Consider the following 22,346-nt stretch of genomic DNA (forward strand, 5'->3'; position numbering starts at 1 on the left):
TCAGTCCTTTACCGCGCCGCCCAGTCCGGAGACCAGACGCCGCTGCACGAGTACGAAGAAGACCAGGACCGGAATCGTCATCACGGTGGACGCCGCCATGACCCCGCCCCAGTCCGGGTCGTCGGGTTTGTAGAAGACCAGCAGCGCCATCGGCAGGGTGGACTGCGAGATGTCGCTGATGATGAAGGACTTGGCGAACAGGAAGTCGTTCCAGGTGGAGATGAAGGAAAACACGCTGGTCGCCACGAGGCCCGGCAGGACGAGGGGGAAAAGGATCTGCCAGAGAAAACGCGCGCGGCTCGCCCCGTCGATGTAGGCGGCTTCCTCCAGGGCCTCGGGTACGGCTTTCACGAACCCCCTGAGCATCCAGATCGCGAAGGGCAGGGAGAACGCGATGTGGGGCAGGATCAGCGACCACAGCGTGTTCAGCTGTCCCAAGTCCCGCATGGTGAAGAACAGGGGGATGGTCAGCGCCTCCACGGGCACCATCTGGGCCACCAGAAACATGATCAGCAGGGTGGTCCGCATACGGAACCGGAATCGCGTCACGGCGGTCGCGGCGAGAAACGCGATCAGTGCGGAGGCGACCACCACGGCGACCGCGACGACCACGCTGTTGAGGAAGTACCGGCCGAATTCCTGCTGCCCGAACACCCGCCGGAAGGAGTCCAGCGTGGGCGCGAGCGTCCAGGGGCGCGGCTCGGCCGACTCGATCTCCCCGGCCGGTTTGAAGGCGCTCAGCACCATCCAGTACAGCGGGAAGGCGACCACGGCGGCGGTCAGCAGTGCCGCCGTCTCGGCCGCCAGCCGGCCCGGACGGCGCACGAACCGGCGCACAAGATTCACCCGGGGCTCCCGGTCCCGGCGCGGCAGGCTCACAGTTCCTCCCCCTGGCGGCGCAGCAGCCGCAGGTACACCAGCGTCACGGCGAGCAGGATCAGCAGCATCACCACACCGATCGCGGCGCCGAGGCTGTACTGCGACGACGCGAACGCCTGTTGGTAGGCGTAGACGTTCAGCACCAGGTTCTGGCCGGCGATGCCGCCGCCGCCCGTCATCACGTAGATCTGGGTGAAGACCTTGAAGTCCCAGATGACCGACTGGATGGTGACGACCACCAGGATCGGCCGGAGCATCGGCGCGAGCACCGAGCGCCAGATGCGCCACTGCGAGGCCCCGTCCAGGGAGGCGGCCTCCAGCACCTCGGACGGTACGGCGCGGATCCCGGCGTAGACCGTGACCATCACGAACGGGAAGGAGCACCAGACCACTTCGAGCAGCACGAGGAAGAAGGCGCTGAACCGCCCGTACGTCCACGCGTGGTCGCCGAGTCCCAGCAGCCGGTTGACGGGCCCGAAGTCGGCGTCGAAGAGGAGCAGCCACACCGTGGACCCGGTGATCGCCGGGGTCGCCCAGGCGCCGAGCGCGGCCAGCATCAGCGCCAGTCGCGGCACCGCCCGCACCCGGGTGAGCAGCACGGCCAGTGCGCACCCCACGGTCAGCGTGCACAGGACACAGGCCGCCGCGAACACCACGGTGGCCAGCAGCACCTGCCAGAACTGCTCGTCGCCGAAGAGCCGGGCGTAGTTGCCGAACCCCTCGAACGTGGTCGGTTCGCCGCCACTGACCTGCGCCTGCGTGTAGTGGAAGAGCGAGATGAGGCCGAGCTGGTAGATCGGGTAGGCGAGCAGCCCCCCGAGGACGACCAACGCGGGTGCCAGGTACAGCCAGGGTGCGCGGGAGCTTTTCCGCCGGGGGTGCGGGGCCGTGCGGCCGCCGCCGCGCGGGCCCGCCGTGCCACCGTGTGTCCGCACCCGTCGCCGGTCCGGAGCGCCCGGTTTCATGAGCGACGTCATCCGGCGGAACCGAACGCCTCGTTCATCTTCCGCGCGGCGTCACCGGAGGCGGCGGCCACGCTCTTCTTGCCGGAGACGATCTCCTGGAACATCGTCGGCAGGACCTGGGACGAGTCGATCTGCGCCCATGCCGGCGACGCCGGGACGAACTTCGTGTCCGCGGCGAGCGTGTCGACGAACGGCTTGACGAAGCTCTCCTTCGCGGCCGCCTGCTGCCGCACGTCGGAGAAGGTGGGCAGGAAGCCCATGCCCTCGAAGAGGGCGCCCTGCGCCTTCTTGGAGGCGAGCCGCTTCATCAGGTCGACGGCGAGGGTGCGGTGCGAGGTGGACTTCAGGACGCCGAGGTTGTTGCCGCCGGCGAACGCGGGGGCGACGGATCCGGCCGCGACACCGGGCAGGGGGACGACGGCGTACTTGCCCTTGACCTTCCCGGCCTCCACGGCCGCGTGGCTGAAGTCGCCGCCGATGGCCATGGCCGCCTTGCCCGAGGCGAAGGCGGTCACGGTGTCGTTGCCGCCCATGCCCGCGCACTTGGCGGCCGGGCAGTTGTCGTCGCCGAAGAGCGAGGTGTACGCCTCGATGCCCTTGCGGGCGGCGGCGCTGTCGATGGCGGAGGCGTAGGAGCCGCCCTTGCCGGTGGCGAGCTCGCCGCCGTGGGCCCAGATGAAGGGCATCGCGCCGTAGGTGTAGGCGCCGCCGACGGCGATGCCGTACAGGTCGGGCCGGGCGGCGCGGATCTCCTTGGCGGTGGAGATCAACTCGGCCTGGGTCCGGGGGACGTCGAGGCCGAGTTCGTCGAGGACGTCGGTGCGGTAGTACAGCGCGCGGACGCCGACGAAGTACGGGGCGCCGTACACCTTGCCGTCGACGGTGACCGACTGCCTGGCGGTGGCGTCGGTGTCCGCGGCCTCGTCCCAGGCGGCGAACTCCTCGGTGACGTCGGCGAGTCCGCCGTCCTTCACGTAGCCGGCGGTGTCGGTGTTGCCGTACTCGATGAGGTCGGGCGCGGACCCGGGGTCGTTGAAGGCGGCCTTGATGCGCTGGGCGCGGGTCTCGACGGGGATGTACTCGACGGTGACCTCGGTGTCCTCGTGCGCCTTCTCGAACTCGGCGAGGACGGTGTCGACGACCTGTTCCTTGGGTGTGTTGTTGACCTCCTGGAAGAGCCAGACGCGCAGGGTGCCGGTCTTCTCGTCCTTGTCGGAGGAGGTGGTGCCGGAGGTCTGGGGCGCGCAGGCGGCGGTGGCGAGGACGGCCGCGACGGCGACCGTGCGGGCGGACAGCTTCATGGAGTGACTCCTCCGAGCGCGTTGCAACATATGCAATAGCGGTTTCGCTGTGCACAACACACCGGAGGCTAGGGACTCGGTGAACCACGCCACAAGAGGTCTCCACCACTCTGTGACCGGCGGAAGCACCCTGTGCAACGCGCGGGCAGCACAAAGGCCCCCAGGGCGCGCAAAGCGCACCCCGGGGGCCTCGGAGAGTTCAGGTCCGGCGAGAGGGGAGAAGCGGGGGGACTACTTGTCGCCCTTGCCCTTGCCCTGGTCGTCGCCGCCGGCGCCCATGGACTCGTAGATCTCCTTGCACATGGGGCAGACCGGGTACTTCTTCGGGTCCCGGCCGGGCACCCAGACCTTGCCGCACAGCGCCACGACGGGCGTGCCGTCGAGGGCGCTCGCCATGATCTTGTCCTTCTGGACGTAATGGGCGAAGCGCTCGTGGTCGCCGTCGCCGTGGGACGTCTGCGGCGTCGGCTCGACGAGGGTCCCCGTACCAGTCCCGCGCTCGGGCTCAAGAGTGCTCATAACAGCCAAGGGTACTGAAGGCGAGGGGCATCAGTTGAGCGAAGGGTCGTCCGGATAGGTGGCCACCATCGCCAGCTCACTGCGCTGGCGGCGCAGCACCTCCCGCCAGAGCCGCTCGGGGAACGGGGAGGACACGTCGCCGGGCTCCGACTCCACCACGTACCAGGCGCCGTCCACCAGCTCGTCCTCCAGCTGGCCGGGGCCCCAGCCGGCGTAACCGGCGAAGATCCGCAGGGAGCCGAGGACGGAGGCGAGCAGCTCCGGCGGGGCCTCCAGGTCGACCAGTCCGATCGCGCCGTGCACCCGGCGCCAGCCCAGGGGCGCGGCCTCCCCCGCCGTACCGCCCGGGACGACGGCCACGCCGAGGGCCGAGTCCAGGGACACCGGGCCGCCCTGGAAGACGACCCCGGGCTCGCCGGCCAGGTCGGCCCAGCCCTCCAGGATGTCGCCGACGTCCACCGGCGTCGGACGGTTGAGGACGACGCCGAGCGAGCCCTCCTCGTCGTGGTCGAGGAGGAGCACCACCGCGCGGTCGAAATTCGGGTCCGCCAGAGCGGGAGTGGCCACGAGCAGCCGCCCTGTGAGCGAGGACACCTCGGTCATGCCAGACATGATCCCGCATCCACCCCCCACAGGGGGAGGCAATGGGGGTACGGGAGTGAACGCAGCTCAGGGCAGACGGGAGCACGCCCGGCGCGCACGGCCCGCGGTGACCGCTCGTGGCCGCCCCCGGACGGGGCGTGTTGTGACAGAGCCATGACCTTCCCGGTCCGTCCACGGGCTTACAGAAGGGGGGCCCCGGGCGATTACTCTGTGGCATTCAGGCCCTGCCCCCCTCCCCACGGAACGCGAGATTCATGACCGTCAACGACGATGTCCTGCTTGTCCACGGCGGAACCCCGCTGGAGGGCGAGATCCGTGTCCGCGGTGCGAAGAACCTCGTACCGAAGGCCATGGTCGCCGCGCTGCTCGGCAGCGCACCGAGCCGTCTGCGCAACGTCCCGGACATCCGTGACGTCCGGGTCGTACGGGGTCTGCTGCAACTGCACGGCGTGACGGTCCTGCCGGGGGACGAACCGGGTGAGCTGGTGCTCGACCCGACGCGCGTGGAGAGCGCCAACGTCGCTGACATCGATGCCCACGCCGGTTCCTCGCGGATCCCGATCCTGCTGTGCGGCCCGCTGCTGCACCGGCTCGGGCACGCGTTCATCCCGGGTCTGGGCGGCTGCGACATCGGCGGCCGGCCCATCGACTTCCACTTCGACGTGCTGCGCCAGTTCGGCGCCACCATCGAGAAGCGGGCGGACGGCCAGTACCTGGAGGCCCCGCAGCGGCTGCGCGGCACCAAGATCCGGCTGCCGTACCCGTCCGTCGGCGCGACCGAGCAGGTGCTGCTCACGGCGGTCCTCGCGGAGGGCGTCACCGAGCTGTCCAACGCGGCGGTGGAGCCGGAGATCGAGGACCTGATCTGCGTCCTGCAGAAAATGGGCGCGATCATCGCGATGGACACCGACCGCACGATCCGTGTCACCGGTGTGGACAAGCTCGGCGGCTACACCCACCGCGCCCTGTCCGACCGCTTGGAAGCCGCCTCGTGGGCGTCCGCCGCGCTGGCCACCGAGGGCAACATCTACGTCCACGGCGCCCAGCAGCGCTCGATGATGACGTTCCTGAACACCTACCGCAAGGTCGGCGGCGCCTTCGAGATCGACGACGAGGGCATCCGTTTCTGGCACCCCGGCGGGCAGCTGAAGTCGATCGCGCTGGAGACCGACGTGCACCCCGGTTTCCAGACCGACTGGCAGCAGCCCCTGGTGGTCGCGCTGACCCAGGCGACGGGCCTGTCGATCATCCACGAGACGGTCTACGAGTCCCGCCTCGGCTTCACCTCCGCGCTCAACCAGATGGGCGCGCACATCCAGCTGTACCGCGAGTGCCTGGGCGGCTCCGACTGCCGCTTCGGCCAGCGCAACTTCCTGCACTCGGCGGTCGTCTCGGGACCGACCCGCCTCCAGGGCGCCGACCTGGTCATCCCCGACCTGCGCGGCGGCTTCTCCTACCTCATCGCCGCCCTCGCCGCCCAGGGCACCTCCCGCGTCCACGGCATCGGCCTGATCAACCGCGGCTACGAGAACTTCATGGAGAAGCTCATGGAGCTGGGCGCGAAGGTCGAGCTCCCCGGCAAGGCCCTCGGCTGACCCCACCCGCCCCCCACCCCGGCCCCGGCGACCCCGCCCCGGCTGGGGGTCCGGGGGTCACCCCCCGGGCAGACACAGCATGGAGAAGCTCATGGAGCCGGGCGCAAAGGTCGAGCTCCCCGGCAAGGCCCTCGGCTGACCCCACCCGCCCGTGCGCAGACGCCGCTGGGGCGGTCACCCGAAGAGGGGTGACCGCCCCAGCGGCGTATGTGCGAGCGCCCTCCAGGGGCGCGGGGAACTGCGCGACCTGCCACGGACTGCCCGCGGCCGCCCACGGCGCCCGGCCCGGACGGCGCTCAGGCGCCTGCGCTCACTTGCCCTTGGCGGCTTCCTTCAGCTTCGAGCCCGCGGAGACCTTCACGCTGTAGCCGGCCGGAATCTGGATCGGCTCACCGGTCTGCGGGTTGCGCGCGGTACGAGCGGCCCGGTGGGTGCGCTCGAAGGTCAGGAAGCCGGGGACGGTGACCTTCTCGTCGCCCTTGGAGACGATGTCGCCGACGACCTCGGCGAACGCGGCCAGCACGGCGTCGGCGTCCTTGCGGGTCACCTCGGCGCGGTCGGCCAGCGCGGCCACCAGCTCACTGCGGTTCATGTTCTTACTCCCGTGTTCTTCTTGCCGTTGAGGCGTGCCACGCGGCGAAGCCGCATGTAGGGCACGGCGAAGCCGATGCTGCCAGGTTCCTCGGTGAGTCCCCGGACCCGGGTCCGTCGTCAGACCCTTCGCGCCCAGGGACGCATCCTGCCCCTACCTGCGGCGGTAATGCCAATCCGGCACCCGCAGGAAGTCGTGAGAACACCCGAGGGAGTCACACGAAAAGCGCCACGGGCGGCGCGCGGTGACGCTCCGTCCGCTTCCGGCGGCGGACAGCGAGGGGCCGCCACAGCCCGGGTCCGGCCGCCCACGATAGAGGGCGGCCTGGACGTACGGGTTCCACGACGCGCCGTTTCGAAACGGCCGTGGCGATCCTCACAGCCCGCTCACCGCACGGGGTCTAGGCTCCCGCGGCCTTCGCCGCCTCGCGCACCGCGCCGGCGACCGCGCCCGCGACCTTGTCGTTGAACACGCTGGGGATGATGTAGTTCGGGTTCAGTTCGTCCTCGGTCACCACGTCGGCGAGCGCCTTCGCGGCGGCCAGCATCATCTCCGTGTTGACGGTGCGGGACTGCGCGTCCAGCAGACCGCGGAACACCCCGGGGAAGACCAGCACGTTGTTGATCTGGTTGGGGAAGTCGGAGCGGCCGGTGGCCACAACGGCCGCCGTCTGACGGGCGATTGCCGGGTCGACCTCGGGGTCGGGGTTCGCGAGCGCGAACACGACGGCGCCGTCGGCCATCGCCGCGACGTCCTCGCCGTCGAGGACGTTGGGGGCGGAGACGCCGATGAAGACGTCCGCCCCGCGCACGGCCTCCTTCAGCGTGCCGGTGAGGTTCTCGGGGTTGGTGTTGTCGGCGATCCAGCACAGGGCGGAGCCGGGGGCGGCGTCCACCAGGTCCTCGCGGCCCGCGTGCACCACGCCGTGGATGTCGGCCACCACGGCGTTCTTCACGCCGGCGGCGAGCAGCAGCTTCAGGATGGCCGTGCCGGCCGCGCCGGCGCCGGACATCACGACGCGGATGCCGTCGATCGACTTGCCGGTGACGCGCAGCGCGTTGGTGAGCGCGGCCAGGACGACGATCGCGGTGCCGTGCTGGTCGTCGTGGAAGACGGGGATGTCCAGGGCTTCGCGCAGCCGGGCCTCGATCTCGAAGCAGCGGGGCGCGGAGATGTCCTCGAGGTTGATGCCGGCGAAGCCCGGGGCGATGGCCTTCACGATCTCGACGATCGCGTCGGTGTCCTGGGTGTCCAGGCAGATCGGCCAGGCGTCGATGCCGGCGAACCGCTTGAAGAGGGCCGCCTTGCCCTCCATGACCGGCAGCGCGGCCTTGGGGCCGATGTTGCCCAGGCCCAGCACGGCGGAGCCGTCCGTCACGACCGCAACGGAGTTGCGCTTGATGGTGAGGCGGCGGGCGTCCTCGGGGTTCTCGGCGATCGCCATGCAGACCCGGGCCACGCCCGGGGTGTACACCATGGAGAGGTCGTCACGGTTGCGGATGGGGTGCTTCGACGCCATCTCGATCTTGCCGCCGAGGTGCATCAGGAACGTACGGTCGGAGACCTTGCCCAGGGTGACGCCCTCGATACCGCGCAGCTGTTCGACGATCTCGTCGGCGTGGGCGGTGGAGGTGGCGGCGATGGTGACGTCGATGCGGAGCCGTTCGTGGCCGGACGCCGTCACGTCGAGGCCGGTCACCGAGCCTCCGTGGGACTCGACTGCCCCGGTGAGCTGGGAGACCGCGGTTCCACCCGCGGGCACCTCCAGCCGGATGGTCATCGAGTAGGAGACGCTGGGCGCCGTTGCCATGGCCGACTTCCTCTGCTTTCACCGTGTCGCGAATGTGCTGTCCGATCGTCGCACCTACCGCTGAGTACGCGGTAGCCGCCCTGGATTGCGGACTTTTTGTTCACCGGTACGTACCGTATGACGGAAGCAGGTTTCCGGCTCGCGAGAGTCAGCGAGAGGTGCGGGGGCAACGAAAGAGGTCCACGTCACTGTCGTGACGTGGACCTCTTCGATGTCTGTGACACCGACCCGCCATGCTCGCCTCGCGGCAAGTGGTCGCTCGTAGCGACGAAGGTTGGGCCCGGGGGCTTGGATCGGGCCGGTGCCACGTCCAGGCTAACAAACGGATGCCGTATGACCATTCCCGTGGCACAACCGCTTTTCCGGGGCGTCCGGACGGGGGCGCACGGCAGCGGCCCGGCGCCCCGTCCGGCGCCGTCAGTCCCGTCCGGCGTCGTCAGTCCCTCAGCAGATCGGGCACCCCGTCGGCATCGGGTTCGTCGCGGTCCGCCGAGACCACCGTGAGCTGCTGCGTGGCCCGGGTGAGGGCGACGTACAGCACCCGCAGGCCGGCCGGGGACTCGTCGGCGATCTCCGCGGGCGAGACGACGATCGACGCGTCGTACTCCAGGCCCTTGGCCTCCAGGCTGCCGAGCGCCACCACACGGTCGCCGAGCCCCTCCAGCCAGCGGGCGGCCTCCTCGCGGCGCTGCATGGCGACGACCACGCCGACGGTGCCGTCCACGCGGTCCAGCAGCCGGGCCGCCTCCGCGCGCACCGTCTCGCCCGTCGACTCGGCCACCACGGCGAACCGCGGCCGCACCCCCGTGGACCGCACGGCCCTCGGTGACACGGAGCCGGGCATGGCGAGGGCGAGCACCTTGGACGCCAGTTCGGCGATCTCCGCCGGGTTGCGGTAGTTCACCGTGAGCTCGAAGCGGCGCCGCGGGCGGCTGCCGAGGGCCTCGTCGCGGGCCTGGGCGGCCTCGTCGGGGTCGGACCAGGAGGACTGGGCCGGGTCGCCCACGACCGTCCAGGTGGCGTGGCGGCCGCGGCGGCCGACCATGCGCCACTGCATCGGGGTGAGGTCCTGCGCCTCGTCGACGATGACGTGCGCGTACTCGACGCGTTCCTGGGCCAGCCGCTCGGCCCGCTCACGCTGGGTCTCCTCGCGCACCGGCATCAGCTCCTCCAGGCCGGTGAGCTGGTCCAGCGGGTCGAGCTCGCGCTTCCTGCGGGGGCGGGCCGGGGCGCCGAGGATCGCGTGGAGCTCGTCGAGCATCGCGATGTCGTGCACGGAACGCCCGTCCCGCCTGAGCGAGCGGGCCACCTTGCGGACCTCGCCCGGGTTGAGGATCCGCCGGGCCCAGCGGCCCAGGCGCCGCTCGTCGGCCATGGCGTCCAGCACGGCGGCCGGGGTCAGCTCGGGCCACCAGGCGTCGAGGAAGGCGGTGAAGTCGTCCTCGGAGGTGATGTCCTCGTCGAAGGAGGAGCGCAGCTCGGCGGCGAGCTCCGGGTCGGTGTGCCGGCCCGCGGCTCCGGAGCGCTCCCACAGGGCGTCCAGGAGCAGCTTGCGGGCGCGGGGGCGCAGCAGGTTGACGGGGGCGGTGCCGCCGAGCGCGGTGCGGCGGACGGCGTCCAGGTCCGCCGCCTCCAGCTCCAGGCGGCGGCCGAAGGCGACGACCCGAAGCCGCCGCGGCGGATCGTTTCGTTCCAGCGCCCCGCGGGCGGCCTTCCGCAGCACCTTGAGCATCCGGTACGAACCCTTGGCGCGGGCCGCCGACGGGGAGTCGTAGAGCGTGGCCTCGGCGCCGTCGACGAGGGAGCCGATGGCACGGATGGCGACCTGGCCCTCCTCGCCGAGGGAGGGCAGCACGCCCTCGGTGTAGGCGACCAGGAGCGGGGTGGGCGAGACGATCAGGATGCCGCCCGCGTACCGGCGCCGGTCCTGGTAGAGGAGGTAGGCCGCGCGGTGCAGGGCGACGGCGGTCTTCCCGGTGCCGGGGCCGCCCTCGACGTACGTCACGGAGGCGGCGGGGGCGCGGATCACCAGGTCCTGCTCGGCCTGGATGGACGCGACGATGTCGCGCATGGTGTGCGTACGGGCCTGGCCGAGCGCGGCCATCAGGGCGCCGTCCCCGATCACCGGCAGTTCCCGGCCGTCCAGGGACGCCTTCAGCTCGGGGCGCATCAGGTCGTCCTCGACGCTGCGCACCCGGCGGCCCTTGGAGCGGATGACGCGGCGCCGCACGACACGGCCGGGGTCGACCGGGGTGGAGCGGTAGAACGGGGCGGCCGCGGGGGCCCGCCAGTCGATGACCAGCGGGGCGTAGTCCTCGTCGAGGACACCGATCCGGCCGATGTGCAGGGTCTCGGCGATGTCGGCGGTGTTGTCGTCCCTGATCGCCCCGTCGGCGGGCTCGACGGCGGTGTACGCGCCGTCCGGGCCCTTCCTGCCGTCCTTGCCGGACAGCAGGTCGATCCGGCCGAAGAGGAAGTCCTCGTACTCGTTGTTCAGCCGGTTGAGGTGGATACCGGCCCGGAAGACCTGGGCGTCGCGCTCGGCGAGGGCGCCGGGCGTACCGACCTGGCCGCGCCGGGCGGCGTCGGCCATGAGGAACTCCGCCTCGTGGATCTTCTCCTCGAGGCGCCGGTACACCCGGTCCAGGTGTTCCTGTTCGACTCGGATCTCGCGGTCCCGTACGGAGTCGTGAACCGTTTCGACCGCGGTTTCCTGTTGAGCCTGAGCGGCCACCGGGCCCCCTTCTGACGTGCTGGGCAGCCGTCAACCGTACGCGAAGGGGGCACCGGACGGCTACGCGTCGACCTCGACCAGCACGTCGCCGTCGAAGGACATGACCTCGAAGTGGTCGATGTCGTTCGGGTCGAAGGCCGCGCCGCCCTCGATGTAGAGCGGCTGCCTGCCCTTGTCGGACTTGGCGTCCGGCATGCCGTAGCCCCACTCCGGGACGGACCAGGACGTGACGGTCTCCCGCTCGCCGTTCTTGCCCACGGCGATCAGCGAGCACTTCAGCGGCCCGGTGACGTTCTTCAGCTCCAGCACCGTGCCGGTGCCCCAGGTCTTCTCCTCCAGCGCCACGGTCGCGGTGACCTTGGTGCCGGGGTCGGTCGCGGAGATCTTGTCGGAGATGCCGTCGAAGGCGTCCTTGGCGGAGTCGGCCGCCAGCGTCCGGTTGGTACCGCTCCCGCCTCCGCCCTCGCTGTCCCCGCCGCTCGCGGCGACGGCCACGAACGGACCGCTGACGATCAGCGCGCCCGCGGCGGCCACCATGTAGAAGTTGCGGCGGCGCTTGCGCGCGCGGCGCTCGGCGACCTCGTCGACCAGCTTCTCCACCACGCGGGGCGAGGGCTTGGCGGACAGCGACTCGCCCAGCGCGGGCGTCCCGGTGCCGGGCAGGTCCGCGAGCGCGGCCAGCATCGGTTCCATGCCGGCGAGTTCGTCGAGCTGCTGGGCGCACCACTCGCAGGACGCGAGGTGCGCCTCGAAGGCGGTGGCTTCGGCGTCGTCGAGGATGCCGAGGGCGTAGGCACCGACGGTCTCGTGCTCGTTCGGCACCGGTGATCCCTCCATGGCACCAGACATACCCGTACCGCCCGTGCCGAATCCCTGGTTTCCCCCGTACACACTCATCACGCCGTCACCCCCCGCTCCTCCAGAGCCAGCTTCATCGACCGCAGGGCGTAGAACACGCGGGAACGGACGGTGCCGCTCGGTATGCCGAGTGTCTGTGCCGCCTCATTGACGGTACGCCCTTTGAAGTACGTCTCGACGAGGACCTCCCGGTGAGCCGGGGTCAGGTCGTCGAGCGCGTCCGACAGCGTCATCAGCCACAGCGCCTTGTCGATCTCGTCCTCCGCGGGGATGACCTCCAGCGGCGACGGATCGACCTCCTGCGGCCGGGCCTGCCGGCTGCGGTGGCCGTCGATGACGATGCGCCGGGCGACCGTCACCAGCCAGGGGCGTACCGAACCGGTCGCCCGATTGAGCTGACCGGCGTTCTTCCAGGCACGGATGAGCGTTTCCTGTACGACGTCCTCGGCGCGCTGCCGGTCTCCGGCGACCAGCCGCAGGACGTAGGCCAGCAACGGCCCGGCGTGCTCGCGATACAGCGCACGCATCAGCTCCTCGTCAGGTTCCGAGGGCTGTGAGGACATGCGATGTCGGGCCCTCGCTCCACGTTCATTGGCCACGGCCGCATCCTTGCGCACGCCCACCTCCGGTGTCCGGGGGATCCCCCAGTCGGTCGCTCGACAACCGGTACGGACGGCAGGGGTGGGGTGTTCAAAGGAAGACGGCCGATTTCTGCGGGCCGGAGCCCTGACCGGGACATGAGCCCACATTCCCCCCGCCGCTTCTTTACATTTCCGACACAGCGGCGGGAAGAAGTTTCCGGACCGGGCAGCGGGGCGGCGAACGGCGGTGTAACGGACGTCACTTCGACGTCGTCCCGTGCCAGCGGCGCAGAAGCCGCCCGAGCGGCGCTTCGGTTGGGCCGGGGACCTTGCGTCAGGCGCGGGTGAGGGCCGTGCGGCGGCGGTGGCGGGCCACGCGCTCGCGGTTCCCGCAGACCTCGCTGGAGCACCAGCGCCGCCTGCGTCCGCGGGAGGTGTCCACGTAGACGATGGGGCAGTTGTCGCCCTCGCACTGCCGCAGGCGGGCGCGGACGGCGGGGTCGGTGAGCAGGTCCACCGCGTCGCGCGCGACCGCGGCGAGCAGCGCGGCCCGGCCGGGCGGTCCGGCCAGGCGGCGCACCAGCGTGCCGTCCTCGGCGGTCACGGCGCGGGGCGCCGGGGGCGCCGCGCGGGCGAGTTCGTTCACCCGGGCGAGCGCGAGATCGTACGAGGGGACGCCGGGCGCGGGCCGGCCGCGCACCAACGGGACGAGCTGCCCGCGCAGTTCATGGAACGCCGGCAGCCAGGAGGAGTCCGCGTGGGCCAGCGTGGTGTCCGCGGGCACGAGTCCGGAGCCGGCGATCCAGACGCGCAGGACCGCCGTGGAGTCGAGCCGTTCCCCGGGGTGGGTGGTCGCGAGCAGATCCAGGCAGACCCGCCCGGTGTCGAACCTCAGCTCGTGGGGCGCCGTGACCGTACCCAGTGCCATGTTCCTGCCACCGCCTAGGGTGGCCCCGCGCGCGGGGCCGGTGAGCGATCCGGGAAACCGTTCTCCTCCCACAGTGCCCGCCCGTCACGGCCCCCGGAACCCCCCGCGTTCAGCCGTTCCCGTACTTGGTGTCCGCCGCCGGGTCCAGGGCGAGGCGGTAACCGCGCTTGACGACCGTCTGGATCAGCCTGGGGGCGCCGAGGGCCGAGCGCAGGCGGGCCATCGCGGTCTCCACCGCGTGCTCGTCGCGGCCCGCGCCGGGCAGGGCGCGCAGCAGCTCGGCGCGCGAGACCACCCAGCCGGGCCGGCGGGACAGCGCCCGCAGCAGGGACATCCCGGCCGGCGGTACGGGTCTGAGCGCGCCGTCCACCAGGACCGCGTGCCCGCGGATCTCGATCCGGTGCCCGGCGACGGGCAGGGCGCGCGCCCGCGCGGGCAGTTCCCGGCAGAGCAACTGGACCAGCGGGCCGAGCCGGAAGCGCTCGGGCTGCACCGTGTCGATGCCGCGGGCCTGCAGGGGCAGCGCGGTGACCGGGCCGACGCAGGCGCACAGCACGTCGTGGCCGAGGGCGGCCAGCAGATCGTCGAGCAGTCCGCGCTCCTCGGCGCGGGACAGCAGGGACGCGGCGGCGGGCGCGCTGGTGAAGGTGACCGCGTCCAGGGTGCGGGCGACGGTGGCGTCGACCAGGCGGTCCACCGGGCCGAGGTCCTCCGGCGGCAGCCACCGGTAGACCGGCACCCCGACCACCTCCGCTCCCCCGGCCCGCAGCGACTCCACGAAGCCCGGCAGCGGTTCACCGTGCAGCTGCACGGCGATCCGCAGCCCGTCGACGCCCTCCTCCAGCAGCCGGTCGAGCACCTCGGCCATGGACTCCGACGCCGGCGACCACTCCTCGGTCAGTCCCGCCGCCCGGATCGCGCCCTTCACCTTCGGCCCGCGCGCCAGGATCCGCACCCCGCGCAGCCGTGCCAGCAGGTCCTCGCCGAGGCCCCAGCCGTCGGCGGCCTCCACCCAGCCCCGGAAGCCGATGGCGGTGGTGGCGACCGCGATGTCCGGGACCTGCCCGATGATGTCCTTGGTGGCGGCCAGCAGTTCGCTGTCGTCGGCGAGCGGCACGATCCGCAGGGCCGGGGCGTGCAGCACGACGGCCCCGCGCCGCTCCAGCAGCGCGCCCAGCTCGTCGGCACGGCGCGCCGCGGTCACCCCCACGGTGAACCCCGCGAGGGGACCGTGCTCCGGTGGCTGCTCTTGTTCCTCGTACATGGCTCTCGTCCCGCGTTCGAGTCGGTGTACCGCAGGGAGGTGCGGCTCCACCTCCCTGCCGGCCGAGCCTGTCAACGATCCGTGACGGGCCCGGTTCGGCTGCATGTCACCAGTGTTACGTCACTTCGCGTCACACGTCGGCGTAGCTGAGCTGCGGCTTCTCCGCGGGAGCCGGGCCCGCGCCGTCCGCGCGGACCGCCGGACGGCGAAGGTATACCGCCCAGGTGACCGCGAGGCAGACGGCGTAGCAGGCGAGGAACGCGACGAACGCGCCGGTGCCGGAGCCGTAGGAGAGGAAGGACTGGCGGAACGCCAGGTTGATGCCGACCCCGCCGAGCGCGCCGACCGCGCCGATCAGTCCCATGGCCGCCCCGGACAGCCGCCGCCCGTACGCGTCCGCGGCCTCGTCCCGCAGCCCGAGGGCGTGTGCCTTCGCCTGGAAGATGCCGGGGATCATCTTGTACGTCGAGCCGTTGCCGAGGCCGGTGAGCACGAACAGCACCACGAAGGCCACGGTGAACAGCGCGAGCGACTGCCGCATGGAGGCGACGATCAGCACCGCCGTCGCCACGCCCATGGCGACGAAGTTCCACAGGGTGATCCGCGCGCCGCCGTGCCGGTCGGCGAGCCTGCCCCCCACCGGGCGGATGAGGGAGCCGAGCAGCGGGCCGACGAAGGTCACGTAGGCGGCTTCGAGCGGGGTGCGGTCGAACTGGTTCTGCAGCACCTGTCCGAAGGCGAAGCTGTAGCCGATGAACGAGCCGAAGGTGCCGATGTAGAGGAAGGACATGATCCAGGTGTGCGCGTCGCGCGCGGCGTCCCTGGCGGCCCCGGTGTCGTTGCGCACCGAGGCGAGGTTGTCCATGTACAGCGCGGCGAGCACCGCGGCGGCGACGATCAGCGGGATGTAGAGGCCGAGCAGCACCCTCGGCCCGCCGCTCGCCCCGATGATCGCGAGCGCGACGAGCTGGATCACCGGGACGCCGATGTTGCCGCCGCCGGCGTTCAGGCCGAGCGCCCAGCCCTTCTTCCGCAGCGGGAAGAAGGCGTTGATGTTGGTCATGGAGGACGCGAAGTTGCCGCCGCCGATGCCGGCCAGCAGGCCGACCAGCAGAAACGTGGAGAAGGAGGTGCCCGGCTCCATCACGGCGAACGCGGCGACGGTGGGCACCAGCAGCAGCGCCGCGCTGATCACCGTCCAGTTCCGGCCGCCGAACACCGCGACGGCGAAGGTGTACGGGATCCGCACCACGGCGCCGACCAGGGTGACCATCGACGTCAGCAGGAACTTGTCGGCCGGGGTGAGTCCGTACTCGGGGCCCATGAAGAGCACCAGCACGGACCACATCGTCCAGATCGAGAAGCCGATGTGCTCGGACAGGACGGAGAAGAGGAGATTGCGGCGGGCGATCCGCTCTCCGGTGCGGTTCCAGAAGGTCTCGTCCTCCGGGTCCCACTGCTCGATCCAGCGGCCGCTGGGGGCTGTCATGGGGCCTCCACTGTTCTCCGGGGCGCGGACGGGTGCCGCGAGGGGATGGTCCCGAAGGTAGGGAGTGGGCGTTTCCGCGCTGTGGCACGCGGTGACCGGCAGGGAACGTTGCTCTCACCCGTGGCGGGGCCGGGGTGAGAGGTGTCCGCCGGCGAGGGCGCGCGGCGCGGTGAGGATCAGGGGCGCGGCGGCTGGGCGGGCTGTCCGTACGGGGCGGGCTGTCCGTACGGGGTCTGCGGCTGGGCGTACGGGCCGGGAGCCTGGGCGTACGGGCCGGGCGCCTGGGCCGGGGCGCCGTAGGCGGCGGGGGCGGGCGGGGCGTACGGCGCCGGCGGCTGCCCGTACGGCATCGGCGGCTGCTGGGGCTGCTGTCCGTGGTGGTCGGCCGGGGCGCCGTACGGGCCGGCGGCGAAGGGGTTGCCGTGGCCCGGCAGGCCGCCCGGGGGCAGGTAGCGGATCCGGCCGGTCCGGTCCGTCACCGGGGCGAAGCCGGCCGCCAGCAGCCGCGCCGCGAACTTGGCGTTGCGCCCGCGGGTGACGACCAGGCCGAGTCCGAGGACGGCCATGAGGAGCAGCCAGATCACGGCGGCGACGACGATGTGCTCGGACGCGCCCCCGAGCCGGAAGGCGATGACCGCGCAGCCGAGGGTGGCACCAACGGCGGCGTAGCCCATCCGCTTCTCGGCGCTCTTGCCGGTGAGATCGAAGTTGATGCGCGCCTTGAGCAGTTCGAGGGCGTCCGGGACCGGGGGCGGCACCGACACACCGTCGCCGGCGTTCGGGTACTGGGCCCAGTTCTGCGCGGCGCGGGCGCGGGCCTGCGGACCGTGGTCGGGCACGATCAGCATCGTCAGCCGGCTGTTGTTGGCGCCGCCCTGCCGTACGTCGGCGTACTCGTAGCCGAACTGCTGGGCGGTGAAGGCGAGTCGGGCGAGTTTCTGCACGGACGCCATCGCACTGGTGAGCTCGACCGGCTCCCCGCTCGCCATCAGCCGCAGCATCTTCCGTGTCTGCCGCCCGCTCATCCGCACCCGCTCCCCCGTGCCGACCGGTCCGCCCCGGTTCACCCTCGCGACCGGGGCAGTCTCGCACGCGGGTGCGCCGGGCGGTACCGCGGTTCGGCCGGGCGGTACCGGCGGTTCAGACGCGGGCCCGGTCCCGGCGCCCGCCGCTGCCGCGGCCCCCCGAGCCGTCCGGCCACAGCCGCGGCCTGCGCCGCGCCGCGAGGTCCTCCGCCCAGCCGAAGGCCAGCACGCACCCGGAGATGAGGATCCAGGTGAGGACCAGCACCGGCCAGGAGCTCTCCAGCAGCCACGGCACGTTGCGTTCCAGCGTCTCGAAGCCCCACAGCCGGTCGTAGAGGCCGGCGGCGACCAGGATGCACACGTTGTGCCACAGGTAGATCGTCACCGCGCGGGAGTTGAGCAGCGTGATCACCCGGTCCCAGCGGCGCAGCCGGCCCGGCCACTCGGCCCACGAGGGGCTGATGTGCAGGAGCAGCAGCACGGTCGCGAACGACCACACGGCCTGCGCGAACGGGATCGAGTCGAGGTCGTGACCGCCGCGGAAGCCCTCGTGGAAGGCGAACCAGAGGCCGAAGGCTCCGACGAGCGGCGCGAGGGAGGGCACGACGTACTGCGGGAGGCGCTTGAGCACGCCCTGCTGGTGGGCCATGCCGAGGATCCAGCAGGCGCCGAAGGTGCTGAAGTCGGTGAGCGCCGAGTCGATCCGCTCGCCCGGCAGGGAGAACCAGCCGAAGTGCAGGATCCCGGAGAGCACGAGCGGCGCGGCGATCGTCGGCCACGGCAGGACGCGCAGCGCCTTCAGCAGCAGCGGCGACAGCAGGACGAACCAGAGGTAGGCGCGGATGTACCAGAGCGGGCCGGCGAGTTCCGCCGCCCAGTCCTCGCCGAGCACGCCCGGGACACCGGCGAGGCCCTCCGCGTAGGGCGGGTCGCTCAGCGGCAGCACCCAGAACGTCAGGTGGAGGAACCACCAGCCGGGGTGGCCGTCGTCGTCGGGGCTCCAGCCCTGGGCCAGCATGCCGGACACGCCGATCGCTCCGAGCAGCCACAGCGGCGGCAGCAGCCGGCGCATCCTGCCCCGTACGACCTGGACGGCGGGGCGCTTCAGGGAGCGGGCCATCAGGTTCCCGGCCAGGGCGAACATCACACCCATGGAGGGGAAGAGGACGGGCAGCCAGGCCCAGCCCATCAGGTGGTAGAGGACGACGCGGAACAGGGCGACCGCGCGCAGGAGGTCGAAGTAGCGGTCCCGCGCGGGCGGGCGCGCGGCCGGTTCGGAGGGTTCCGGACGGGACGGGTCGTGCGGTCCGTCCGCCCGGTCCGTCGCGTCCGTGCCGGCGAGTGGGAGGGGTGCGGTCACGTGCGTGGTCTTCCTGGTGCGTGGCCGGCGGCGGAGCCGCCGGCCAGCGGAGTGGGGCACAGGCCCCGGCCTAGGCGACCGGAGTGCCGTCCAGGGCCTGCTGCTGGGCGCCCGGCGGGGCGGCGACGCCGCCCTTGCGCCGCAGCTTCTGCCAGCGGAGCCGGCCGCCGGTGAGCGCGGTGATCCAGGACTGGAGCAGCACGACGTACATCAGCTGCCGGTAGAGGATCTGTTGCAGCGGCAGCGACAGGAGCGGGGTGAGTTTCTCCTTGTCGAGGAAGAAGGAGTAGGCGGCGCAGGCGGCCTGGAGGGCGAGGACGGCGAACCAGGCGAGGATCGTCGGGCCGGTCGGGCCGAAGACCAGGCCGTAGATCAGGAACACGTCGATGAGCGGGGCCAGCAGCGGGGCGAGCACCATGAACAGCGAGACCAGCGGCAGCCCGACCCGGCCGAAACGGCCCGAGGGGCCCCGTTCGATCACCGCGCGGCGGTGCTTCCAGATCGCCTGCATGGTGCCGTAGGACCAGCGGTAGCGCTGGGACCACAGCTGCTGCACCGACTCGGGGGCCTCGGTCCACGCCCGGGCGTTCTCCGCGTAGACGACCTTCCAGCCGTCGCGGTGGATGGCCATGGTGATGTCGGTGTCCTCGGCGAGCGTGTCGTCGCTCATGCCGCCGACCCGCTCCAGCGCGGTGCGGCGGAAGGCGCCGACGGCTCCGGGGATGGTCGGCATGCACCGCAGGACGTCGTACATGCGGCGGTCGAGGTTGAAGCCCATCACGTACTCGATGTGCTGCCAGGCGCCGATCAGCTTGTCCTTGTTGCCGACCTTGGCGTTGCCCGCGACGGCGCCGACGCGCGGGTCGCCGAAGGGCTGCACCAGTTCGCGGACGGTGGTCGGCTCGAAGACCGTGTCGCCGTCCATCATCACGATGATGTCGTAGCGGGCGTTGGCCACGCCCCGGTTGAGGGCGGCGGGCTTGCCCGCGTTGAGCTGGCGCACCACGCGGACGCCCGGCAGGCCCAGTGACTCCACGATCCGCGCGGTGCCGTCGCTGGAGCCGTCGTCGACGACGATGACCTCGATGGGGTGGTCGCCGGCCACCAGGGAACGCACCGTGTCCTCGATGCACTTGGCCTCGTTGTAGGCCGGCACCAGCACCGTCACCGGTTCGGTGACCGGCGGCCCCCAGGAGAAGCCCCTGCGGCGCACCTTGCGGGCGTGGGCGGCGGACAGGACGAGCATCAGCACGAAGCGGGCGATGACCAGGAACCCGATGACCGCGAGGCCGGCGACGAGGACGGCGGTGATGTTGTCGGAGATCTGGACGAGGAAGACCCAGGCCTTGCCCTTCCACAACTCGACGCCGGCCACCGGGGAGTGCGCGCTGGGCGCGTCGAGGGTCTGGGTGAGGTTGGCGAACGTGTAACCCTTGTCCTTCAGTTCGGGCAGCATCCGGTCGAGTGCCCGGACCGTCTGGTGGCGTTCGCCGCCGGAGTCGTGCATCAGGACGACTCCGCCCTCGCCGTCCTCGGGCGTGGAGCGCCGGATGATCTCGTCGACGCCGGGCTTGCGCCAGTCCTCGCTGTCGTGGGTGTTGACGACGGTGATGTAGCCGCGGTCGCCGATGTACTGGGTGACCGGCCAGGAGACGTTGTCCATGGCGCCGGCCTGGGAGGAGTACGGCGGCCGGAACAGGGAGGTGCGGATGCCCGCGGCGCCCGTGATGGCGAGCTGGTTCTGGGACAGCTCCCAGTCGATGCGGTCCTTCGACTGCAGGGAGAGGTCGGGGTGGTTGAAGGTGTGCAGGCCGATCTCGTGGCCCTCGTCGACCATGCGGCGGACGAGGTCGGGGTAGCGGGAGGCCATCGTCCCGGTGACGAAGAAGACGGCGTGCGCGTCGTGCTTCTTCAGTACGTCGAGGACCTTGGGGGTCCAGAGCGGGTCGGGGCCGTCGTCGAAGGTGAGGACGACGTGCCGGTCGGGCACGCGCAGGGTCTCGGCGCGGCCGCCCCGGGTGTCGATGACCGGCCCGCCCTCCAGGACCTTCTCCGGCACCCGGTCGGCGGCGGCGGGGGGCTGGACGCGGTGGTCGGCGAGGATCTCGCTGTGCACGTAGCCGCGCAGCATGAGCATCGCCATCAGGGCGACGAGGAACAGCACCGGGAGCAGGAGCCGCAGGGGCAGGCGGCGACGGCGGGTTCGGCTTGCCATCAGAGGACGTACTCCGGGGACGGTGCGGCGGCGGACGTGGCGGTGGGGGCCGGCTCGGGGCCGGCGTTCTCGACGGCGACCGGCTGGGCGGCGGGGGCGGCGACGGTGTCCGTGGCCGGCTCGGCTCCGCCGTCACCCGCCGGGGCGCTGGTCACGGGAGCGGGGTCGTCGGCCGGCGGGGGCGTGGCGGCCGGCGGGGTGGTCGCCGGTTCCACGGGGGCCTCCGGCGTGGGGGTGGCGCCGGCGCCGGTGCCCGGCTGCCGGGTCCCGCCGGTGGCGGTCGGTTCCGGATCGGCGCTCGCGTCCGACGCGTCCCGGCCGGCGCCGGTGCCGGGCGCGGGGATGCTCGCGCCGGGTTCGGGGAGGTCCTCGGCGCTGTCGGTCGGGGAGTCGCCGGGGAGGAGGCTGGTGCCGGAGCCGGGCGTCGCGTCCGTCTCACCGGGCTGCGGGGACGTCTCGACCTTCCCGGCCGGCTGCTCCTGCTGCTGCTGTCCGGGGACCGGCAGCCAGGGGGCGTCGGAGTTGCCGGACACCAGGGTGGCGACGATGACGGCGGCGTAGCCGGCGCAGGCGAGGCCGACGGCCATGCCGATACGGCGGTACCTGCGGCTGCGGCGGCCGGACTCGTCGACGAACACGGGCCCGTCGGCGCTCTCCTGGCCGACGTTCGGCTTGGCGGTGGCGCGGCGCAGGACGCCGTCGGCGCCGAACTGGACGGCGTCGAGCTGGACGGTCACCTCGTGCGGGTCGTGTGTGACCGCGACGGGCTCACCGGCGGGCTCCTCCTGCCACGGGTCCCGCACGGAGGCGCTGATGGCCGTCCGGGCGGAGGGTGCCGTCGGCCAGGCGCTCGTGGCGGCGGCCGGACTGCGCAGCATCGTGGTCCGCTCCGGGTCCTGGCCGGGCGCGGCGGCGGAACGGCCGGCGGGGGCCTCCTCGCGCGGCACGGCGGTCCGGCCGCCGGCCTGCGGGGCGGCGGACGGCTCCTCGCGGAGGGCGGCGGGTCCGTGCGCCTCCTCGCGGTCGCCTCGCGGTGCGGACGGGCGCTCACCGCGCGGAGCCGTGCCGGCGCCTGCGTCCCGTGGGCCGTCCGACGCGGGGCGCTCCGTGCGGACCGCGCCGGGCCCACCCGGCTCGGCACGGCCGGCACGCGGCTCCGCCGGCCGGTCCGCGCCGTGCGGGGCGGGTGCGGGGCGGTCGCCGAGGCGGAAGCGGCGTTCCTGGCCGAGCGGGGCGCCGCTTCGCGGTGGACGCGGTGCGGCGGTACGGTCCGGTGGCGCGTCGGCGGGCTCGCGGCGCGGGGCGGGCGGGCCGTCCGTGTCCGCGCGGTCGCCGTTGCGCTCCGCCGCCGCGTGGCCGCCCCGGAGGGACACCGTGCGGTCGGCGTTCCGGCCGTGCCCGTGCGGGGACTTGCCGTTCACGGCGGGGAAGACTCCGAGGCGCGCCCAGCGGTCCTCGATCGAGCCGGTCTCCGTGGAGTCCCCGTCTTCGTCAGTGTCCGGGAGTTCCTCGGCCGCCGTTGCGTCCTCGAGCTCTCCGGGTTGGGCGTCTTCTCGCCACTTCTCCACGCGCACGCACTTCCCCCCAGGGACCGTTCCGGGTGCGCGCACGACCTGAGCACCTGCCGT

At 72.2% G+C, this 22,346-nt stretch carries 18 protein-coding genes; 1 reads left to right on the forward strand and 17 read right to left on the reverse strand.

The window, feature by feature from the left end; genetic code table 11:
- The 5 genes from IE118_RS30770 to IE118_RS30790 all read right to left on the reverse strand — a co-directional run bounded on the left by IE118_RS30770 (window position 1) and on the right by IE118_RS30790 (window position 4,267).
- The gene (locus IE118_RS30770; RefSeq protein ID WP_189561381.1) at window positions 1-846 is read right to left on the reverse strand and encodes a carbohydrate ABC transporter permease; all 846 of its coding nucleotides are present in this window, start codon (window positions 844-846) and stop codon (window positions 1-3) included.
- A 29-nt stretch (window positions 847-875) separates the two neighbouring features.
- Window positions 876-1,844 carry a carbohydrate ABC transporter permease gene (locus tag IE118_RS30775; RefSeq protein ID WP_189561422.1) on the reverse strand — a complete coding sequence of 323 codons (969 nt, stop codon included), beginning with the start codon at window positions 1,842-1,844 and terminating at the stop codon, window positions 876-878.
- A gap of 8 nt (window positions 1,845-1,852) precedes the next feature.
- Window positions 1,853-3,145 carry an extracellular solute-binding protein gene (locus tag IE118_RS30780; protein WP_189561382.1) on the reverse strand — a complete coding sequence of 431 codons (1,293 nt, stop codon included), beginning with the start codon at window positions 3,143-3,145 and terminating at the stop codon, window positions 1,853-1,855.
- A gap of 231 nt (window positions 3,146-3,376) precedes the next feature.
- Complete coding sequence (locus IE118_RS30785) at window positions 3,377-3,664, reverse strand: DUF3039 domain-containing protein (RefSeq protein WP_189561383.1); 288 nt, start codon at window positions 3,662-3,664, stop codon at window positions 3,377-3,379.
- Between the two features lie 30 nt (window positions 3,665-3,694).
- Window positions 3,695-4,267, reverse strand: coding sequence for a YqgE/AlgH family protein (locus IE118_RS30790; RefSeq protein ID WP_189561384.1), 573 nt, complete (start codon window positions 4,265-4,267; stop codon window positions 3,695-3,697).
- Window positions 4,268-4,521: 254 nt separating this feature from the next.
- On the opposite strand from IE118_RS30790, the gene murA reads away from it, so the two are divergent.
- A complete protein-coding gene (murA, locus tag IE118_RS30795) occupies window positions 4,522-5,862 on the forward strand; it encodes a UDP-N-acetylglucosamine 1-carboxyvinyltransferase (RefSeq protein ID WP_189561385.1) in 1,341 nt (446 codons plus the stop codon).
- Window positions 5,863-6,172: 310 nt separating this feature from the next.
- Here murA and IE118_RS30800 read toward each other — a convergent pair whose 3' ends face one another.
- The 12 genes from IE118_RS30800 to IE118_RS30855 form a co-directional block, all read right to left on the reverse strand.
- Window positions 6,173-6,454, reverse strand: coding sequence for an HU family DNA-binding protein (locus IE118_RS30800; protein ID WP_004987462.1), 282 nt, complete (start codon window positions 6,452-6,454; stop codon window positions 6,173-6,175).
- Between the two features lie 400 nt (window positions 6,455-6,854).
- A complete protein-coding gene (locus tag IE118_RS30805) occupies window positions 6,855-8,264 on the reverse strand; it encodes an NAD-dependent malic enzyme (RefSeq protein ID WP_189561386.1) in 1,410 nt (469 codons plus the stop codon).
- Window positions 8,265-8,700: 436 nt separating this feature from the next.
- Entirely contained in the window at window positions 8,701-10,998 is a 2,298-nt protein-coding gene (locus tag IE118_RS30810) for a HelD family protein (protein WP_189561387.1), read from the reverse strand.
- 60 nt (window positions 10,999-11,058) lie between these two features.
- Window positions 11,059-11,820 carry an anti-sigma factor family protein gene (locus IE118_RS30815; protein ID WP_308431859.1) on the reverse strand — a complete coding sequence of 254 codons (762 nt, stop codon included), beginning with the start codon at window positions 11,818-11,820 and terminating at the stop codon, window positions 11,059-11,061.
- 74 nt (window positions 11,821-11,894) lie between these two features.
- The gene (locus tag IE118_RS30820; protein ID WP_004930798.1) at window positions 11,895-12,479 is read right to left on the reverse strand and encodes a sigma-70 family RNA polymerase sigma factor; all 585 of its coding nucleotides are present in this window, start codon (window positions 12,477-12,479) and stop codon (window positions 11,895-11,897) included.
- Between the two features lie 292 nt (window positions 12,480-12,771).
- Complete coding sequence (locus tag IE118_RS30825) at window positions 12,772-13,365, reverse strand: CGNR zinc finger domain-containing protein (RefSeq protein WP_189561389.1); 594 nt, start codon at window positions 13,363-13,365, stop codon at window positions 12,772-12,774.
- Window positions 13,366-13,474: 109 nt separating this feature from the next.
- Window positions 13,475-14,629 carry a uroporphyrinogen-III synthase gene (locus IE118_RS30830; RefSeq protein ID WP_189561390.1) on the reverse strand — a complete coding sequence of 385 codons (1,155 nt, stop codon included), beginning with the start codon at window positions 14,627-14,629 and terminating at the stop codon, window positions 13,475-13,477.
- 130 nt (window positions 14,630-14,759) lie between these two features.
- A complete protein-coding gene (locus IE118_RS30835; protein WP_189561391.1) occupies window positions 14,760-16,118 on the reverse strand; it encodes a nitrate/nitrite transporter in 1,359 nt (452 codons plus the stop codon).
- A 176-nt stretch (window positions 16,119-16,294) separates the two neighbouring features.
- Entirely contained in the window at window positions 16,295-17,143 is an 849-nt protein-coding gene (locus IE118_RS30840) for a hypothetical protein (RefSeq protein ID WP_189561392.1), read from the reverse strand.
- A 115-nt stretch (window positions 17,144-17,258) separates the two neighbouring features.
- Entirely contained in the window at window positions 17,259-18,503 is a 1,245-nt protein-coding gene (locus IE118_RS30845; protein ID WP_189561393.1) for an acyltransferase family protein, read from the reverse strand.
- A gap of 70 nt (window positions 18,504-18,573) precedes the next feature.
- Window positions 18,574-20,718: a bifunctional polysaccharide deacetylase/glycosyltransferase family 2 protein gene (locus IE118_RS30850; protein ID WP_189561394.1), complete on the reverse strand. Its 2,145-nt coding sequence runs from the start codon at window positions 20,716-20,718 to the stop codon at window positions 18,574-18,576.
- Window positions 20,718-22,286: a hypothetical protein gene (locus IE118_RS30855; protein ID WP_189561395.1), complete on the reverse strand. Its 1,569-nt coding sequence runs from the start codon at window positions 22,284-22,286 to the stop codon at window positions 20,718-20,720. The genes IE118_RS30850 and IE118_RS30855 overlap by 1 nt, the downstream gene beginning before the upstream one ends.
- Window positions 22,287-22,346 lie beyond the last annotated feature (60 nt).

The organism is Streptomyces pilosus, from assembly GCF_014649835.1.
GTDB classification, from domain to species: domain Bacteria; phylum Actinomycetota; class Actinomycetes; order Streptomycetales; family Streptomycetaceae; genus Streptomyces; species Streptomyces pilosus.

Coding starts and splice junctions, on each gene's coding strand:
- IE118_RS30775 (WP_189561422.1), bottom strand. CDS start 1,844: ATGAAACCGGGCGCTCCGGACCGGCGACGGGTGCGGACACACGGTGGC.
- IE118_RS30780 (WP_189561382.1), bottom strand. CDS start 3,145: ATGAAGCTGTCCGCCCGCACGGTCGCCGTCGCGGCCGTCCTCGCCACC.
- IE118_RS30785 (WP_189561383.1), bottom strand. CDS start 3,664: ATGAGCACTCTTGAGCCCGAGCGCGGGACTGGTACGGGGACCCTCGTC.
- IE118_RS30790 (WP_189561384.1), bottom strand. CDS start 4,267: ATGACCGAGGTGTCCTCGCTCACAGGGCGGCTGCTCGTGGCCACTCCC.
- murA (WP_189561385.1), top strand. CDS start 4,522: ATGACCGTCAACGACGATGTCCTGCTTGTCCACGGCGGAACCCCGCTG.
- IE118_RS30800 (WP_004987462.1), bottom strand. CDS start 6,454: ATGAACCGCAGTGAGCTGGTGGCCGCGCTGGCCGACCGCGCCGAGGTG.
- IE118_RS30805 (WP_189561386.1), bottom strand. CDS start 8,264: ATGGCAACGGCGCCCAGCGTCTCCTACTCGATGACCATCCGGCTGGAG.
- IE118_RS30825 (WP_189561389.1), bottom strand. CDS start 13,365: ATGGCACTGGGTACGGTCACGGCGCCCCACGAGCTGAGGTTCGACACC.
- IE118_RS30830 (WP_189561390.1), bottom strand. CDS start 14,629: ATGTACGAGGAACAAGAGCAGCCACCGGAGCACGGTCCCCTCGCGGGG.
- IE118_RS30835 (WP_189561391.1), bottom strand. CDS start 16,118: ATGACAGCCCCCAGCGGCCGCTGGATCGAGCAGTGGGACCCGGAGGAC.
- IE118_RS30840 (WP_189561392.1), bottom strand. CDS start 17,143: ATGAGCGGGCGGCAGACACGGAAGATGCTGCGGCTGATGGCGAGCGGG.
- IE118_RS30850 (WP_189561394.1), bottom strand. CDS start 20,718: ATGGCAAGCCGAACCCGCCGTCGCCGCCTGCCCCTGCGGCTCCTGCTC.